We start from the raw sequence: 18,720 nt of genomic DNA, 5'->3' as shown, positions 1-18,720 counted from the left end.
ATATAATCTACATTGAATATGGTGGTGAGAACATGACAGAAAACCTAAGTACGGAAAAAAAGGAAAAGACGGCATTAGTTGTCGAAGGCGGCGGAATGAGGGGTATATTCTCTACAGGAATTCTCGATGCATTCATCAAACAGGATTTCTACCCATTTAACCTATGTATCGGCGTTTCCGCGGGTTCTTCGAATGTCGCTGCCTATTTAGGCAGAATGTATCAGCGCAATTATAAAGTATTCACAGACTATTCACTCCGTCCGGAGTTCATCAGTATGAAGAAATTTGTACGCGGTGGCCATCTGATGGATATCGACTGGCTATGGGACATAACCCTGCGGGATATGCCTGTAGATGTGGATACTCTGTTCTCAGGCTCCGCTGAGTTCATTATCGGAGCCACCGAAGTGAATACGGGCAACTCGGTGTATTTGCAGCCGACCCAGCATAATTTTGATCAGTTAATGAAAGCTTCGAGCGCTATCCCCGTCATATACCGCGGCTTCGTTGAGGTGGATGGGGTAAAATATGTCGATGGTGGGGTTACCGATTCGATCCCTGTCATCGAGGCTTATCGCCGTGGCGCCACCAAAATTATGGTGCTGCGTTCCAGACCCCATGCTTATATGATGAGTAGCAGTAAAAACAATATGTTAACCCGATGGCATCTGCGTAAATATCCGGACCTGCTGCAAGCACTCAACAACCGTGCACATACTTACCAGGAAGCGATCGACTTCATGCGCAATCCTCCGAGCGATGTACAGGTTATCGAAGTGAATCCACCGGATTCCTTCAAGACAGAGCGTATGACCAAGGAGCTGCCTATACTGGAGCAAGACTATCAACTCGGTTATGACATAGGCGTCCAGCTCGCGCAGGATTGGGACAAGCAATCCTCCTGATGCTGCACTTCAACACAAAAGGCTGCGGCCGCTAACGCGGTGCCGCAGCCCTTATTTTGTCTTTAGCCGGCCGATGGCGGCTGAGACGCCTTGTCCCCGCCCCGACCAGCCGGGCGGCGCTTGCCGCGCGCGTCAGCTTCGCTGCGCCGCGGCCTCAGCAGCTGCAGCAGCGACAGCGGCTGCAGCCTAACAGCAATCGGCGCCTTGTCGTCAGGCGCCAGGATCACGCCGAGCTGATGATGCTCGCCGGCGTAAATCGCGCGCTGGAGAAACTTGATCTCACCTTTGAGATTAAGAACCTCCAGCTTGCAGAAGGCCGGATTCATCCGCAGCGCCGCATGCATCTCTTCCTTCGTTGGAACCGGCACGCCATTGACCTTGCGGATGGTCTCCCCGACCAGGATGCCCATCTCCTGCGCCGGACTGTCCGGCAGTACTGCGAGCACCTTCAAGCCTCCTGTCGGATTAACGAACAGTGGGCTCGATTCCTGCTCCTCGAAGCGGCTGTACCACACAAGTCCTTCATGCAATAAGAAGGACACCAGCGCTGCTGGTAGAACGATCCAGCTCCACCAATGGGACAGTAGTGCCAGCGCAAGCACAGCCAAGCCATAGAACAGTAGTCGATTCGAAGTTAATCGAGCCTTGACCTGAGGCAGCATCCCGCTCGTCATCTCCGAAAATCCGATAATGATCGGCAGGGCAACGAGACCGAACCCGTCCTGCCAGGCATCTCCACCAAACAGTGGCGTCCAGGGCAATACCCCTCCCGTTGTATGAGCAGGAATGAGCAAGAGCAGTGGAACTGGCCATAAGCTCTGCATCTGATAACCCCCGACCAGCTTGCCGCGCTTGCCTTCGAAGAACAATGGCCCTGCAAAGGAAGCACCCTGCCAGCGGACAAGCAGCCCTTCCGCTAAGTGCAGCAATCCGACAAGGCATAGCAGTGCCGGTATATTCAGCTCCCTAACCGTATGAATCACTTCGGCTCCAAAGCCGCTGCCTACAAATGAAGGGAATCGATCCAGGATAAACTGGATAACTCCTAGCAGACCGACGGAGTATGCCAGACATAAATATCTAACACGAACGAGCAGTAATACAATCGTTACCGCCCATATACATAAAATCCCCTCTATCGTTAACGTCATGCCGATAAACGCTGCAACAAGCGATACGACAATCCCCGCCAGCAAGCCTCCAAGCACTGTACGCCAAGTCTGAGTGAGCCAATTGTTCATCCGTACATGGAACAATCTGCGCTCCAATATAACTTGCCTGCGATAGAGCAAGAGCACCATAATAATCGAGATATAATAAAATGGCTGCAGAAACAATTGTCCTACGGCCCCGGCCAAATTCCACAATCCTTCAAGCACAAGATCCAATCGATCATCAACCCCTAACCATCATCTCAAAAGCTTGTTCCACTTTTAACTATAACAGAAAAAAAGAAGGCTGAAACTCAGCCTTCTTACTCATTCGACGCCACTGAAGTGATTTCCTTCTGGGCCTCCTGAATCGCTTGATTCATTTGATTATCATTCTTCGGATCACGGATTTGATCAATCAGACTGCTCTCAAGCGCCTCTGCTGTCTTGGCGTCAAGCACACCATTCGCCTTCAAGCCTTTGGCTGCTTGGAATTTCTCCAGTGCTGCCTCCGTCTTCTTGTCAAAATATCCGTCCTTGCGGCCCGGATCGTAACCTATCCCGCTTAACATCGTCTGAGCGCTCTTAATGTCTTCGCCCAGCATGTCGAATTTATATGTTTTCTCCTTATTAATCGGAGCGACCGAGAAGTAATCCGGCTGTGATACCGGGATGTCTGGCTCGATCCCTTTCTTGTGGATCCACTCGCCATTTGGCGTCAGCCATTTAGCAACCGTAATCTTCACCAGACTGCCGTCGCCCATCTCTTTGGAGAAGCTAGACTGAACAGTTCCTTTGCCATACGTCGTTTCTCCAAGCGATTTTGCCCCTGCTGATTCTTTGAGGGCACCCGCCAGAATTTCCGAGGCACTGGCACTGCCCTTGTTCGTAATGATAATCACCGGATAATTTTTACTCTTGCCTTGGGCAGAATTCATCTTTCTACGATTTTTATTCTTATCCTCGATTTGAAGAATGGCCTTTCCTTTCGGAACAAATTGCTCTGCCATCTTCTCAACGACCTGAAGCACGCCGCCCGGATTATTCCGCACATCGATGACTAGCGCCTTCATTCCCTGTTTCTCCAATGAAGCCAGTTCTTGCGTAAAGCGATCCGCCGTATTCATGGAGAATTCCGTAACCTCAATCACGCCAATATTCCCTTGCTTCATGCTGGAATAGACTGTTTCCAACGCAATATCATCACGGACAATCGAGAATTCCAGTTCATTTGCAGTTCCTGGACGCTTGACCTTTACTTTAGCCTTGGTCCCTTTTGGACCGCGAATCTTAGCAACGGCTTCATTCAAGCCAAGCCCTTCAAAGGATTCACCGTTGACCGAGAGCAGAATATCCTTCGGCTTGATGCCCGCTTGCTCCGCGGGAGAGCCTTTAATGGGAGATACGACGACAACCTTGCCGTCCTCCATCGATACCTCAGCACCAATTCCGGTAAAAGAACCTTCGATTTGTTCGGAGAACTGCTGCGCAGTCTCCGGCGCCATATAAGAGGTAAACGGATCGCCAAGCGCGTTCAGCATACCACCGATCGCTCCGTCCACCAGTTTGTTCCGATCAACGCCCTCTACGTAATTTTTTTCAACAAGATCCATAGCCGTCTCGATCTTCTTGATTCCGCTCTTGTTGCCTCCAAAAGCATCAGCAAAAATCCCGCTACTTACTGCATTCGAACCCGCAAAGGTCCACTGACCTGTTAAGGTAAGAGTCAGAATACTGCTGAGCAGCATGGCGACCACAACCATTAGAGCCACTGTACGTCCTTTGAACATCTTCTCTTCTTCACCGCCTATGTATCTTGAATAGAGTAGGTATTACATCATTTCCTTCAGGGAAGCAGTCCGCCAAACCGCTGTCTATCTTTTAGTGAGTGTTCAAAAAGTCCGGTTTTCAGCACCGAGAAGGTTGGATGAAAACCTCTTTTATTATATGCTCGGCTTGTACAGATTATTTACACACCACATGCTTGCCGCTCAAGAAGGAAAAACGGATACGCAAAGGTATCCGTCTCTTTGATATAACCTATTTTATTACAAATAAGGTGTCGGGTCTACCGGATTACCGTTAATACGAACCTCGAAATGAACGTGTGGCCCAGTGGCAACACCGGTCTGACCGACCTCCGCTATCTTCTCACCTTTTTTCACCGTATCTCCGACCTGGACCTTAGTCCCGCCAGTACGGATATGACCGTAAAGCGTCCAGACATTGTTGCCATGATCGATGACAACCGTATTTCCGTAGCCGCTCCACCATTCTGCGACGATGACGACACCGCCCTCAGCTGCATGAATATCGGTTCCTTCCGAAACAGCGAGGTCTACCCCTGTATGTGACTTAACCTTCCCCGTTACCGGATGTACCCGTGTGCCGTACCCGGAGGAGAGACGCGCCCCGTTCACTGGAACCATCATTGAGCCGCCATTTCCTGTGAATCCACCTGATGCCGAATAGGACACCTTCTTAGTTGTCGTCTTAGCTTTAACGATTTGAGCCGCTTTGATCTTCTTCTTCTCATTTTCAAGAGCGGAGCGCTTGGTTGCTAGTTCAACAAGCAATTTATTTTGCTCCTCGGTAATTTCTTCCTGTTGATCGATCTGATCGCTATATTTCGCAATCAATTGCTGCTTTTCTCTTTCTTTCTCTTCGAGAATGCTTCTGCGGTCCTCCGCTTGAGCATACAATGTCTTCACTTTGGCGTAATCCTGTTCAAGCTGTTGCTGCTGATCCTGGAGAAGCTCTTTGTCATGCTTATGTTCGTCCAACAGGACTTTGTCCTGATTCATGATCGCCTGCAGGGAATCAGCCCGCTGTAGAAAATCCGAGAAGCTGGTGGAGGACAGCAATACATCCAAATAAGAGACAGCACCATCGGTATACATGATACGAACCCTCGTATCCAGCAAGCCGGAGCGTTCCTCAATCCGCTGCTTCGTCTCGTCCAGCTTGTTCGCGGTATCCCGCAGATTCGCCTTCGTGTCCTCAATATCCATTGCAATATTAACCAATTCATTACTAACTGTATCGATTTGCGCTAGTACCTGCTTCAAATACGCCTGGTTCTTGTTCACATAGTGCTGTGCTTCCTGCTTCTTGTCAGCAGCTTTCTCCTGCTGAATTTTTGCCTGCTTCGCCTGCTGTTGAAGCTTCTTCAGTTCAGCATCGATCTGGCTGATCGTCTTAGATTTGGCATAACCCTCTGTGGGGTTCAACATCGTAGCGGCTATAGTGATAACGGCAATCACGGATATCCATTTCTTCAACTTATTTTCCCCGTCCTTCTCACAAATTAGATTAGCCTCTTCCCAAGCTCTTTCTCTTCTACACCTTGCTACGTCTAAACTTTCAAAAATTTACGAATGGACATGAGACTTCCCCAGATGCCTATCAGCAACCCAAGTCCGATCAGTAAGCCGCTAATCTGAAACGCGACCTGGTTGATCGGAACGAGTCGGAAGGCAAGGGTCATATCATCGGCTACCGCTTGCTCCAGCTCCTGATACCCAAAGATTAATACGCCCACCGTAATAACAGAGCCTATCAAGCCAATCAGTGCTCCCTCAATAAAGAAAGGCCAGCGAATGAAGGCGTTGGTCGCCCCAACCAGCTTCATAATCCCGATCTCACGACGCCTGGCCAGAATCGTCACCCTGATCGTGTTGGAGATGAGGAACATGGCCATTAACGCCAGTCCGGCTACGAAGATAAACCCGATGTTGCGGATTCCCCGCGTAATCTTGAACAGTTTCTCTGTCGTCCCTTTGCCATAGTTCACTTTGTAGATCGGCTTATCAGGATTATTGTCGTTGAGCGCTGTTATTTTGCTGGCAACGAACGGTGCCGTCGTTGGTTCGATCAATTTGATCTTGAACGTATCAGGGATCGGGTTCGTCTCATCGGTATAGCCCTCAAGCAGATCCTTCCCTTCCGCGCCCAGCTTCTCCTTGAACTCCTTGAGTCCTTCGGACTTCGGAATCAGGGTCACTTCGCTGACTTCCGGCATCGCCTTGACCTCTGCCGCCAGCTTGTCCCGCATGGCATTATCCACATTTGATTCCAAGAACACACTAATCTGAACCTGACCATCCGCATCATCTGCGAAGGAATTTATGTTAACAACAAGCATTATAAATACGCCTAGAATAAATAGAGAAACGATAATTGAAGTAATGGATGCCACCGACATCCAACCATTGCGGAACACATTCCGCGCCCCTTCACGAAACTGTCTTAAGAGGGTACTAAAACTCATATCCGTATTCCCCTCTCATCTCATCACGAACGATGTTGCCATGCTCAATAGCGATGACGCGCTTGCGCATCGTATTCACAATATCCTTATTGTGGGTCGCCATAACAATCGTCGTACCGCGAAAATTAATCTCATCTAATAACTGCATAATTCCCCATGATGTCTCCGGATCAAGATTCCCGGTTGGTTCGTCAGCAATGATAACCGACGGGTTGTTCACAATCGCCCTGGCGATCGCCACCCGCTGCTGCTCTCCCCCCGATAATTGGGATGGATCACGAGTTGCCTTATTTTTCAGACCGACCAATTCCAGCACCTCAGGTACCCGCTTGCGAATCACTTTCTTCGGGGCTTCGACAACTTCCATTGCAAAAGCGACATTCTCATATACATTCAGCTTGGGCAGCAGCCTGAAATCTTGGAAAATAACGCCGATATTTCGTCTGACATAAGGAATTTTGCGCTGTTTGAGCCTTCCGATATTAAAACCGTTTACAGAGATCTGCCCTTTCGTAGGCACTTCTTCCCGATATATAAGCTTCATAAAAGTCGATTTCCCCGCACCAGAGGGACCGACCAAATATACAAATTCATTGCGGTCGATTTTGACCGAGATACCCTTCAAAGCATGGGTCCCGTTAGAATATGTCTTCCAAACATCCTGCATTTCTATCACTTCATCACGTCCTAAGCCTTGATTCATATCTAGTTAGTTTGTACGCATAGTCAACTACTACAATTTCGACATCTTCTAGCCAAATCCTTTATAAGTTGAGCCAAATTTCTTCAGTTCGATAATTATTGTAACAAATATGTTACCATTTGAGTACCCGAAAGTTTCCATTATTTCAGCATATATATCATTAACAAGGTTGTACTATAGGTTTTTCCAGTGATGAAAAGGAGCGAATAATGGATAGAAAACGATTCATATTCTTCGTGGCGCCGTTGTTAATACTCAGTTGCATAACACTGTTTCTGTTGTTCTCACTGCAGCATTATGCTTATAGGGATACGATTCCGCCCGGAGTAGAGGTCGCCGGGATTCCTATGGGAGGAATGTCAGCTCATGAGGCGATACAAGTACTGGATAGGAAGCTGGCGGAGCTGGAGTTGGAGAAAGTCACATATTCTTTTCGCGACATTTCCCGTTCTGAGGTTCTATCCTGGAAAAACAGCGGCGTCACCTTCGACATACCTGATTTCCGCGCCGAGTTGACCACCCTAACAAATGGGAGTCTCTGGGATCGAATCCAGATCCGCAGTCGATTTCCTAAGCAATGGAGGTTACAGGCCCGTTACGATTTACAGCCGTTAAAATTACAATTCGGTCCGGAATGGGAGAAAGCTCATTTGGGCGTACCGGTAAATGCGACAAGAACGATCGGAGCGGATGACAGCATCCGTTATACGGCTGGAAAATCCGTGTACCGAATCGATTGGACCGTCTTCATGACGCTGATTCAAGCTGCCCTTCCAACTACACTGCCTTTGGATAAAATGGCCGATGGAGCCGCTGCAGGGGATCTTCGCGAAGAGTCAACCGACACTACTGGACATGATACTACAGCACATCCACGACAGAACTCTCGAGTTCCGACTCATCCCGTCACGATCTCTGTTCCACTAAGTAAGCTCCAACCAAGCGTTACCCTAGATAGCCTCAAGTCGCAGGGCATCACACGCAAAATCGCTGAATTCTCCACCGATCTTACGACGAGCGGCGAGGGACGTTTGCACAATGTCGACGCTGCCGCCCGCAGTATCGACGGTATGCTGCTATCGCCTGGCGGTACTTTCGACTATGCTAAGGTGATCGAATCCGCCGAGCAGGAGTATGGCTTCCAGGAAGCACCGGTCATCTTCGGCGGCAAGCTCGTCCCCGGTGTAGGCGGAGGCATCTGCCAGGTGTCCAGCACTCTCTACAACGCTGCCCTCCGGGCTGGGCTAGAAATTGTAGAGCGACGCAATCACACCCTGCCTGTCAGCTATGTCCCGAAGGGACAGGATGCCACTTTCGCTCAAGGATACATCAACTTCCGCTTCAAGAACACGACAGGGAAGTACCTGTTGATTCGCGCCAAGGTCAGCAACGGTCAGCTTGTAATCAAACTGTTCGGTACGCTTGCTGAAAATGTGACGTACAGCATCCAATCGAGAACAACCCGAACAATCGCGCCCACCAACAAATATATCAAGAACCCTTCGCTTCCTGTGGGCAGCCAAGAGATCATGCTTGAGGGCAAGCCAGGCTATGTTGTGGAGACGTATCGTCTCAAGCAGGTCGACGGCGTTACCGTCAGCCGGACTCTGCTGTCACGTGACACCTACCCGGCCCAGCCAGCTGTCATTGCTGTCCACGATGGAACAGAGAGAAGCGGCGATCCCCCGTCACAAATCCTAGAGGATGGGGTAGAGGGGCCAAGATTCCCTTGATCACCTTTCCGATTCATTCCATACAATTCAAAAAACCCGCTTCTTTCCACTATAAGAAAGGAAGCGGGGCATTCTTTGCCACCTGGTTGCTGTGTTATATTCATAATCTGCCGCGAAAAATTTAAGGAGAGCAATGGATAAGACCAAGTGTCCACCAGTTTGTGGAGGTTCTAAATAGGCGTTAGCCCAATCCGAACAATTCATTCCTGCATACATTGCATTAGCCCATTTTAGATAAGGAGTGAACTCGAATGACGTTTATGCCTCCATTTGGACCACCATCTGGTCCTCCATTTAGTCCACCATTGGGTCCACCATTTGGACCTGCACCTGGACCGCCTGGAACAGTTGGACCACAGGGACCAACTCTACCTCCTCCAGCTTTTGAGCCGACGATAACTGCTTTTGCAGTGGATCCGCGAGCTATTTCCCGCTGCTTGTTTCGAAACACCTTTATTTGGCTTAATAATGGGAATCGCTTCTGGTTCTATCCAACTTTTGTCGGAAATGTATCGGTTGCAGGCTTTAGGTGGACCGGTAGGTTTTGGTTAATCTCCGGAATTAGTTTAAGAGAAATCAGTTCATTTTCTTGTTTTTAGCCATCATCATCGCTCCCCAGGCCGCATCGTGCTCAGGCAAGATACAGGATAACCCGGGGTAACTTTCGGCTATCCTTTCTCTCAAGGATGACTGAATAAAGCTATTATGCAGCAGCACACTTCCGGCCAGCGCCAGATTACCCGACTGCAAACCAAGGCGCTCGGCGACGGGAGTGAGCAATTCAAATAACGCCTTGGCACTGTGCCGAGCTATGTTCAAGGCCGCCATATCACCGACAGAGCAAGCCTCGGACAGAATCGGTGCCAGCGCTGCAATATCCTTCTTTGTCCGCTGAGGGTCATAGACAAAGCTGATGACCTCATTGAGCGAACCATTAGGCAGCTGCAGCGTCTCATAAATCCGTTCACTGACTACTGTCGGAGGAATCCTCCCGTCGCTGGCCTGAACGAGCGCCTCAAGCAGCTGCCTGCCGATACTATAGCCGCTCCCTTCATCGTCAATTAGATGGCCGAAACCGCCGGTGCGATGGGTGCAGCCTTGCTCATTCCGTCCGTAGCAAATCGAGCCTGTTCCCGCGATGAGGATGATACCGTGCGGCTGGCTGAGTGCGCCATAGAGCGCCGTTTCATGATCGCCAGCTAGTGTCAGGCCGCCACGATATCCGGCATTGCGAATCGCAGCAGTTAGCCGCTCTGTTACTCCCGCAGCACTGATCCCAGCAGCGCCGAGACAGATATGTGCACAATGCTCCAGACTGCCGCAGACCATTCCAATCCTCGTAACGATCTCCTCGATATTTCGCTCTACAACTCTCTCATCCTGTCCATTATAGTTGATCGGACCCGACGTGAAGGTCTCAACCATCTGACCGCTCTCATCGGCAATAGCAACCTTTGTCTTCGTGCCTCCACCATCTAGGCCTGCGGCAAATCTCATGATGAATCACGCCTTTCTCTTCTATAGAGGTAATTCAAAAAGTCCACTTTTGATAAGAAAACCAATCGACGCCAATTCATGAATGAGCGACCGCGATTCAAAGGTAGGTTTTCTTGCGATATAGAATTTCATCAGCCACGCTGATAACTTATAAATTCTATATCTAACACGAAGTGAACCAGGAAGTAACCAAGGCATCGAATCTTAAATTCACCCGGGCCTTCCGGTGCTCACGTACTTAAAACGTACGCTCCGCTTCTTAGTTCCTAGCTTCATCCAACTGAAGCGTTTTGTAAAAACGCACATCGGAAGCATAAGCTTCGGTGCTGAAAACCGGACCTTTTGAACATTCAACTGTCGAACTCTAACGAAACTGGATATCGTTATTTAGGCCAAAAATGGCAGCTAATTATTTTAACGAAACTGGGTATCGCTATTGAAGCAAATTAGTGGTTAAAAGTCTGGATTTGTCCCGAATAACGATATGGTGTTTCGTTAGATTTTATTTACCGTTGTTTTTGAAGAAATAACGATCTGTAGTTTCGTTAGACATTAATTTGCCTAAAATTCCACTCCACGCACGAACTCATGAATAAAGATGATACTTTTGTTTTTCCCTGGCAAAATCCCGGCTCTCCTCACGGAACTTCTCTAGCATTTCAGTGAGCCCGGTCTCTTCCCGGTAGAGCTTGTCACCGCATAGTAGATCGATGAATGGACGCGATCCCTCCTTAACCGGAGGCAAATAAGAGAACTCTTCATAGTTCCGCTTCATGGTGTACATCAACGTCACGCCTGTCTCAACCGACCGGTATGAAAGTGTATCGGTCACATAAATCTGTATACCTGCGCAGAGCTCGCCTTGGAACTTCGAAGTCGTCGGCTTGAAGTATACGGGTCGAAAACGCACGCCCGGCAAACCTCTACTATTCATTTCATCAGCCAGGCGCTCAGCATCGATAAATGGCGCTCCAATGATCTCGAACGGGAACGTCGTCCCGCGTCCCTCCGACAGATTCGTGCCCTCAAACAAGCAAGTACCGGCGTATACCAGAGCTGTCTCAAAGCGCGGAATCCCCAATGAGGGATGAACCCAAATCTGTCCGGTCTGCGGGAAGAGCATGTTCCGTTCCCATCCCGCGCAAGGGATCACATGGAGCATCGCATTCCAGCCCTTCTGCTCATTCGCCATTCTCGCTACTTCTCCCGCGGTCAGACCATACCGGACACACAGTGGATAATTTCCGACAAAGGATTCATAACCCGGCTTGAGTACATTTCCCTCCACCGTCAGTCCGTCAAGCGGGTTCACGCGGTCCAACACAACGAATTCCTTGCCTGCCTTGGCACAATCCTCCAGAGCATATAGCATCGTATAAATAAACGTATAATAACGCACGCCCACATCTTGAATATCGTAAACAACCATATCCACCTGATTGAGCATATCCGTAGACATCCGTTTGGAATCCTTGCGATATAAGCTGTATACCGGAACGCCGGTCAACGGATCGGTATACGTCTCTACCATGGCCCCTGCCGCCTGATCCCCACGTACGCCATGCTCCGGCGAGAATAGAGCGGCTAGATTGAAATTGTCATGCAAAATTTGAATCGTGGATACGAACTCTGAAGTGATACCAGTCGGCGTCGTGATTAAGCCAATCCGTTTACCCTGAAACAGATGGGAGTAGCTCAGTATGCGGTTAATTCCGTTCTTAACCATAGCCTCCGCTCCTTTCGGCATCGAATCTTGAATTCAGCCGGGCAGGCCTCACGTACCCACTACGTACGCTGCGCTCCTTAGTCCCCAGCTTCATTCAACCTCCTCGGTGCAGAAAATCGACCTTTTTGAACACGCACTCATAGTTCTGATTTGATGATGCGCAAAGACTCCTCCGGGATCGTAAATGTCTCTGCATAGGTCTTACGCGCCTCGATGCCACGAACCCGGGCTAGATGCTTGTAATACTCCAAATAAGGGAAAGACTTGCTCCCCGTCACGAACCAATGCTGGGATACCGCCTTCACCCATAGATCATAGGCATCCTGATCGAAATCGATATAAACATACGGTGTATAGCCGACGGCATCCTCCCAATTTTCCGCATAGTACAGTCGTGAGGCAAAATGGGCAGGCTCGTGCCGCTGCATGGAAGCGAGACCTGCGAAGAAACGGGCGTCGTTCACAATCAAATGTGTCGTTCTGTGATCCTTATGCATGCTGTTCTTGAAATGAGTGATGATAATGTCCGGTTTAACGCGACGAATCACATCGCAGACACGATAGCGCATGTCCTCACTGTCGCTCAGCTCCCCATCAGGGATGTCGAATACGATCGACTCCCCGCCCAGCATATCTGCGAAGACCTTCGCTTCCCGAACCTTTTGCTCCCGGTATTCTCCCATGTTCTGTCCAGCCGGGACACCGCGCTCCCCTGCCGTAAGTGCCAGGGTAACGATTCGATCCCCCTTTAATGAATGGCTGGCAAGCACGCCTCCCGCCGTAAGCTCCATATCCCCCACATGACCGCCGATCGCCAGAATCGTTAGTGTCTTCCTGCTCATTTTCAGAACTCCCTTCTCATAATTGCGAACCGTTTGACTGTCTGAAAACCTGCTTTTTCATAAATGCGTTTAGCCGGATTATTGCTTCCAGTAAATAGAGACATATAGTCGGCCCCGATCTGCTGAAAAGCCTCGCACATTTTAAAGAACAGAATGCTGCCAAGACCGTGTCCCTCATGCTGGGGATGCACGCCAATGCCGATGAAGAAAGCCCGTCCGCTCGGCTCGCGAATGATCGGTCCGGCGAATCCCGCCGCATTTCCTTGATAGGCCGCTATCATGACTGGAATTCCCTGCGCCGCATAGCGTGGAATCTGTTCACGCCATAACGGATTGTCCAGCCCATCCAGCATCTCCGTTAGTCCCCCATGCTTCGAGAGATCAAGCAGCTCGACCCGATATCCATCCCCTTCGGCCTTACTCTTCTTGGCCTGGATTTCCTCCGGAATTCTAAACTCGGCAAGCGGCATATACATCCCGCACTCCTGTGCCCGCTCCACATACCCGTAGTTCAGCAGAAAATCCTGTAGCGCACTTCCCTCCGGCACTCCAGGAGCATTGTTATGTTCATGACCATCGGTTCCCGGAATGCTCCAGGGCAGCATCATCGGATTAAAAAACAGGCAATCCGCCTGCTTCTTGCCAAGCTGTTGAAAACGGATCTCCAAGGCTTCGACCATAAATCTGTAAGATTCATCGTTCTGAACAGCTCCATCTAACACGATACAGGTAATATAGCCTGCCTCCTTACCCAAGGGCAGATCATCCCCCGTACAACCGCAGGCAAAGCCCTGAACATGCCCTTCCTCATCAAGCATGACAAAGGTGGCTTCCCGGTCAAAATAAGCGTTTGATAAAAATAGATCAACGAAACTAGCTTCGGTTAATCTTCTATATCCGTCCCGCACCGCTTCCCTATTCCATAACTCAACGGTCTCAGCTATGAATCGATCATCCCATGTTGTGATCATGTTCTGATCCCCTCCGCTTCCATTGGACTTAATACTCCTTATAAATTTACGTTCAAACTACCCCTAAAATGGATAACTGATCTTGCCCATTATGACCGGTCTGCTTGCTCCGGTTGCCGCAGGCAAATTGTTCGGCTGCCTAGCCAGGGTGTAATCCGCCAGCAGCGCGAAGGCTACCGCCTCCTTGGCATCACTGCTTAGTCCAAGCTGCTCCTGAGTAAGCACCTGAACCCCAAGCGGTTCCATATCCGCCTGCAAATAACGAAGCAATACCGGATTATAGCTGCCCCCGCCGCCAACAATCAGCATGTCGGCCGGATAGCGCTCATGGACGTACCTTCGATACGCCTCTCTAATCGAACGTGCTGTTAACATCGTTACCGTCGCAACCAGATCCTCATCTGAGAGGCTATACTCCTGCTGATAGGCTAGCAATCTAGCAATATAGGCTGAGCCGAACAACTCTCTTCCGGTAGATTTAGGCAAGCTCTGGCTGTAGTAAGGCTCCTGCATCAACAGGTCAAGCAGCCGTTCGTGCGGATGGCCTTGTGAGGCTATAGCTCCCCCTGAATCCATCTTGCTCTTCCCGCCGCTCATATGCGTGACCAGGCCATCGATGAGCATATTGCCCGGCCCGGTATCGAAGGCAAATACGTCCTCTGGCGGACAGCCCGCCGGAAGCACCGTCATATTGCCGATTCCCCCGATATTTTGCAGCAGCAGCGTCCTTTTCTCTTCCCCATACAGCAAATGCTCCGTAAATGGTACAAGCGGAGCCCCTTGGCCACCTACCGCCATATCAGCCGGGCGAAAATCAGATACACAAGTAATCCCCGTTCTGGCCGCGATCACCGAGCCCTCGCCAATTTGCACCGTATAACGAAGTGCGTATTCCCCAATAATCTCATCTGTCGGATGATGATACAGTGTCTGACCATGCGAGCCGATGTGGGATATATCCTCCGGCGCCAAACCGGATTTAGCAATGACAGATAGAGCCGCTTCCGCGAACAGTTCTCCAAGCCAAACATTAAGGCGACCTACCCGATCCAGCGTGGCCTTCTTGACGTCGAACAGAGTAAATATTTCGTCTCGAACCTGAGTGGAGAAGGGGGTATTTTCAAAACCTAGAAGCTTGACCTCCGGTCTCGTCCCCGCAGCACCTGTAATCCTCACCACCGCCGCGTCGATGCCATCGACCGAGGTACCTGACATAAGTCCAACCGCATAACGTGTTGCCGGGCTTATCGACTGGGCCTCACCCATCTGTCCCGCAGCAAGTTCCGTCATCCGCCCTGAAGCTTGTGTTCTGTCCATTAGCCCTTCACCGCTCCCACGGTTACACCCTCAAGGAAGTACTTCTGCAGGCTGAAGAACAGGATGAACATCGGCAACGCCGAGATCGTTGCTCCGGCCATCATCGGCGCGAAATACGTCGTATTGGCAAAACGGAAGTTCTTGAGCCCCACCTGGATCGTCTGCATATCCATCGTATTCGTGACCAGGAACGGCCAGAAGAAGGTATTCCAGCTATCCATGAAAGTAAGAATGGCCGTAACCGCCATGACTGTCTTCGACAGCGGCACGATCACCTTCAAGAAAATTTGAAACTGATTACAGCCCTCCACCTTGGCGCATTCGATAATCTCGTTAGGAATAGAGGACATAAATTGTTTGGTTAAAAATATGCTATAGACGGTGACCAGCCCAGGCATGATCAGCGCCCTGTAAGTATTCTCGATCTGAAATATATTCACGATTAGAATGTAAAGCGGTACCTGGGTCACTTGATATGGAATCATCATGGCGCAGAGCAGAATGGAGAACAGGACGGCCCGGCCTTTGAAACGAATCTTCGCGAAGGCATAGCCTGCCATCGTGGCGAAAATCACGTTAGATACCGTAACGCTTCCTGCCACAATCAATGAGTTCAGCAGCCAACGATAGGAATGTTCACTGTAATCAAAAAAGAATTTATAGGATTCAAGGGATACTTTGGCTGGCCATAGAGAATAGTCCATAGCCCCCGCCTCAACGGGATCCCCGAATGAAGAGATAATCATGAAATAAATTGGAAATAACGTTGCGAGAGCAAACAGTAAGAGAAGAATCATGATGGATGTATTCCTGGTGTATTTAACCGTTTGCTTGCCGGTATGTTTCTTGTACAGAGCCATGTGTCATTCTCCTCCCCTATTAGTACTCGATATTTTTACCGAAGAATTTGAATTGAATGAAGGAAATACTGGCAATAATCGCAGCCAGAATTAGAGATTGCGCAGCCGCCTTGCCGAACTCGAAGTATTTAAACGCATTGTTGAAAATAAGCAGACCCACCATGGTTGTCGCATTGTCCGGTCCGCCCCCTGTCATCAGGTAAGCATTCTGGAACACCTGGAAGGAACCAATAACGCCGGTAACGAGCAAGAATAAGGTTGTCGGTTTGAGAAAAGGAATAACGATATACCAGAGCTTCTTGAGGAAATTCGCTCCGTCCAGATCGGCGGCCTCATAGTAACTCTCGTCAATCCCGAGGAGAGCGGCCAAATAGATGATAATGCTGGTGCCATGACTCGACAGCCAGGCCATCAATACGAGCGAGAACATCGCTGTGGAGCTGGACCCCAGCCAATTCAGGTTAGAGATGCCAAAAAAGCCCAGTAGCTTGTTCAAAATACCGCTTGGCATCGGATCAAAGATCCACAGCCAGACGACAGACAAAGCTACCCCGGAAGCAACCGCCGGCAAATAATAGATTGCTTTGAAAGCAGTCTGCGTCCGTTTCTTCAAAGGAAGAATTAGAATCGCTACTCCAAAGGACAGGAACAAGGTGACGGGGACTGTGAGTACGGTATATACAATCGTATTTTTAATAGACTTCCAGAACAGGGAATCTGAAAATGTATTGATATAGTTCTCAAATCCTATGAACACGGAGCCCAGCGGGCGGTATTCCTGGAAGCTGATGATGAAAGCACTGACCACGGGATAAGCCGTAAACATCGCATAGACAACAAGTGCCACGGCAATAAAGGCATAACCCCAAGCATTGTCGCCTCTCCATTTTCGTTTTTTGGCCACTTTTGCTGTTGTCGGTACTTTTGCTAATTGGCTCATATCTCTTAGCTCCTTTTCCAACCGTTTTGCCAAAATGACCCGGGTAGCCATTTGAATAACGGCTACCCGAGCTAAAAGAGGTTGTTCAAAAAGTCCACTTTTGATCACGAAGTTAATCAGGAAGCTATCCGGCATCGAATCTTGAATTCAGCCGGGTCTAAGCAGATGCTTACGAAGTCATGTTTCCTACGGAAACATCTCAGGTGCTCACGTACCCAAAACGTACGCTCCGCTCCTCAGACCCTAGCTTTATCCAACCTTCTCGGTGCTGAAAACCGGTCTTTTTGAACACGCATTATAAAGAATTAATCCTTCACAATGCCATCTTCTCCGAAGGTCTTGATGGCTGCAGCCTTCACGGCTTCATACATATCTTCCGGAGTTATCTCGTTCGCAAGTAAAGCCTGTAGCTTAGGAACAATGACTTCATCTTCCATTTTGATCGCTTTGGCACCAAGATCAGATGGAATATCTGGACGCGGCGGATTAGCATGTGAGAGAAGCTTCTCTACAGCTGCTACGTTGTCCGGATTACGGTCAATTGGCATGCTCGCAGCGGCATCTCTGGCGCTCTTCGTAATATGAGCAGCGAACAGATCATTGTTCGTCATCGCAGCAACCTTGCCACTGGCAAGGAAATATGCAGCCTTAACTACGTTGGCTTTATGCTCATCGGTCGGCTCCTTCTTGCCGCGGAATGTGACATATCCGTCCACTACCGTGCTGGAAATCGGCTCTTCACCTAAGAATGTAGGAACTGGCAATACGATATATTCTACTGGGATACTGCCGCTGACAGCGCTTCCATCATTGGCTTTGATTTTCTCGTTATTTTGTCTAGCATTGTTCTCGAACGTAGCAAGACCTTTACCCGTAATCATGGTCTGTCCTGTCAGAAACATATTCCAGCGTTTCCCTGCATCTACCGAGCTGAGCTCCTTCGGCATAGAGCCGTCATCGATCATTAGACGAACGTCCTTCAGTACTTCCAGGAAGTTTTTGCTCGTTAAGGCGTATTTCAAATCCTTCGTAAATGGAGCAGGCATACCCGCATTTTTGATGAGAATGTTCAAGTAGTCCTTGCCTGTAACGCCCGCGGTAGCAAACACGAACCCATAACGCTTCGTTGTATCGCCTTCCTTGACGACACCCTTCTTGATCGCTTCACGGAACTCATCAAAGGTCCAGCCGTTCTGCTGTACGTTCTTCCAGTCTATGCCCGCCTGTTCAAGGTATTCCTTGTTTCCGCCCAAAGCATGCACTTCCATATAAGCTGGGAAGCCGTACAGTCCATCAGCTCTCTTCATATACTCCAGCGGAATCTTATCATAGTCATTGACCATATCTGGCGTCGCTAAATCCGTAATATCCATCAGCATATTCTGCTGCAGATACTTCGAGATTCCTTCCGAGCCGATAAAGGCGATATCCGGAGGGCTTCCCGCATTCACCTGCGTATCGAGCTTCTGTGTCATATCTTCCCAGCTGGCTGGCTCAATTTTAAGCGTCAAATTTGGATAGAGCTCATTGAAGTCTTTCTCCATCTGTTGGAACATATCTTGGAAATTGCCCGATACCGGCGGAAGCAGCGCCGTAATCGTATCTTTTGCCTCCGAGTTCGTGTTGTTATTAGATTTGCCGGAATTCTCCGTCTTGTTAGTATTGGCAGCTGTATTGTCTTTGCCGGAATTGCCTTTATTGGAAGAACCACAAGCCGTTAATGCAGTCAAGGACATGGTTAGTGCCAAGACTAATGCCAACACACGCATTTTTCTCATAACAAAAATCCTCCCCCTGGAATTTCA

15 protein-coding genes are annotated in these 18,720 nt (G+C 49.4%); 2 read left to right on the top strand and 13 right to left on the bottom strand.

The window, feature by feature from the left end; genetic code table 11:
* The first annotated feature begins 32 nt into the window (after positions 1 to 32).
* Entirely contained in the window at positions 33 to 905 is an 873-nt protein-coding gene (locus ABD014_RS03605; protein WP_343857572.1) for a patatin-like phospholipase family protein, read from the top strand.
* Positions 906 to 967: 62 nt separating this feature from the next.
* Here ABD014_RS03605 and ABD014_RS03600 read toward each other — a convergent pair whose 3' ends face one another.
* From ABD014_RS03600 to ftsE, 5 genes are all read right to left on the bottom strand, one after another.
* Positions 968 to 2,293, bottom strand: a complete 1,326-nt coding sequence (locus ABD014_RS03600) for a PDZ domain-containing protein (RefSeq protein ID WP_343857570.1) — start codon at positions 2,291 to 2,293, stop codon at positions 968 to 970.
* Positions 2,294 to 2,379: 86 nt separating this feature from the next.
* Entirely contained in the window at positions 2,380 to 3,846 is a 1,467-nt protein-coding gene (locus ABD014_RS03595; RefSeq protein WP_343857568.1) for a S41 family peptidase, read from the bottom strand.
* Positions 3,847 to 4,104: 258 nt separating this feature from the next.
* Positions 4,105 to 5,337, bottom strand: coding sequence for a murein hydrolase activator EnvC family protein (locus tag ABD014_RS03590; RefSeq protein ID WP_343857565.1), 1,233 nt, complete (start codon positions 5,335 to 5,337; stop codon positions 4,105 to 4,107).
* Positions 5,338 to 5,411: 74 nt separating this feature from the next.
* Positions 5,412 to 6,326, bottom strand: a complete 915-nt coding sequence (gene ftsX / locus ABD014_RS03585; protein ID WP_343857563.1) for a permease-like cell division protein FtsX — start codon at positions 6,324 to 6,326, stop codon at positions 5,412 to 5,414.
* Positions 6,316 to 7,002: a cell division ATP-binding protein FtsE gene (gene ftsE / locus ABD014_RS03580; RefSeq protein WP_251414326.1), complete on the bottom strand. Its 687-nt coding sequence runs from the start codon at positions 7,000 to 7,002 to the stop codon at positions 6,316 to 6,318. Before ftsE ends, ftsX begins: the two co-directional genes overlap by 11 nt.
* A gap of 236 nt (positions 7,003 to 7,238) precedes the next feature.
* Here ftsE and ABD014_RS03575 point away from each other — a divergent pair, with 236 nt between their 5' ends.
* Positions 7,239 to 8,762: a VanW family protein gene (locus tag ABD014_RS03575; RefSeq protein ID WP_343857556.1), complete on the top strand. Its 1,524-nt coding sequence runs from the start codon at positions 7,239 to 7,241 to the stop codon at positions 8,760 to 8,762.
* 576 nt (positions 8,763 to 9,338) lie between these two features.
* On the opposite strand, the gene ABD014_RS03570 is transcribed toward ABD014_RS03575, so the two are convergent.
* The 8 genes from ABD014_RS03570 to ABD014_RS03535 form a co-directional block, all read right to left on the bottom strand.
* The gene (locus ABD014_RS03570; RefSeq protein WP_343857554.1) at positions 9,339 to 10,259 is read right to left on the bottom strand and encodes an N-acetylglucosamine kinase; all 921 of its coding nucleotides are present in this window, start codon (positions 10,257 to 10,259) and stop codon (positions 9,339 to 9,341) included.
* Between the two features lie 586 nt (positions 10,260 to 10,845).
* Positions 10,846 to 11,985 carry an exo-beta-N-acetylmuramidase NamZ family protein gene (locus ABD014_RS03565; RefSeq protein ID WP_343857552.1) on the bottom strand — a complete coding sequence of 380 codons (1,140 nt, stop codon included), beginning with the start codon at positions 11,983 to 11,985 and terminating at the stop codon, positions 10,846 to 10,848.
* Positions 11,986 to 12,122: 137 nt separating this feature from the next.
* A complete protein-coding gene (locus ABD014_RS03560) occupies positions 12,123 to 12,827 on the bottom strand; it encodes a PIG-L deacetylase family protein (RefSeq protein ID WP_343857549.1) in 705 nt (234 codons plus the stop codon).
* 2 nt (positions 12,828 to 12,829) lie between these two features.
* On the bottom strand, positions 12,830 to 13,798 hold the full coding sequence (locus ABD014_RS03555; RefSeq protein WP_343857547.1) for a GNAT family N-acetyltransferase: 969 nt from the start codon (positions 13,796 to 13,798) through the stop codon (positions 12,830 to 12,832).
* A 63-nt stretch (positions 13,799 to 13,861) separates the two neighbouring features.
* Positions 13,862 to 15,115 (bottom strand): anhydro-N-acetylmuramic acid kinase, encoded by a 1,254-nt coding sequence (locus ABD014_RS03550; protein WP_343857544.1) that lies wholly within the window; start codon positions 15,113 to 15,115, stop codon positions 13,862 to 13,864.
* On the bottom strand, positions 15,115 to 15,975 hold the full coding sequence (locus ABD014_RS03545; protein WP_343857541.1) for a carbohydrate ABC transporter permease: 861 nt from the start codon (positions 15,973 to 15,975) through the stop codon (positions 15,115 to 15,117). Before ABD014_RS03545 ends, ABD014_RS03550 begins: the two co-directional genes overlap by 1 nt.
* 19 nt (positions 15,976 to 15,994) lie before the next feature.
* On the bottom strand, positions 15,995 to 16,915 hold the full coding sequence (locus ABD014_RS03540) for a carbohydrate ABC transporter permease (RefSeq protein WP_343857538.1): 921 nt from the start codon (positions 16,913 to 16,915) through the stop codon (positions 15,995 to 15,997).
* A 305-nt stretch (positions 16,916 to 17,220) separates the two neighbouring features.
* Complete coding sequence (locus ABD014_RS03535) at positions 17,221 to 18,693, bottom strand: ABC transporter substrate-binding protein (protein ID WP_343857534.1); 1,473 nt, start codon at positions 18,691 to 18,693, stop codon at positions 17,221 to 17,223.
* Positions 18,694 to 18,720: the final 27 nt, after the last annotated feature.

This window comes from Paenibacillus motobuensis, from assembly GCF_039521865.1.
Lineage (GTDB): Bacteria > Bacillota > Bacilli > Paenibacillales > Paenibacillaceae > Fontibacillus > Fontibacillus motobuensis.
Note: the sequence above shows the minus strand (reverse complement) of the source record. Positions and strands in the feature narration are given on the sequence as shown.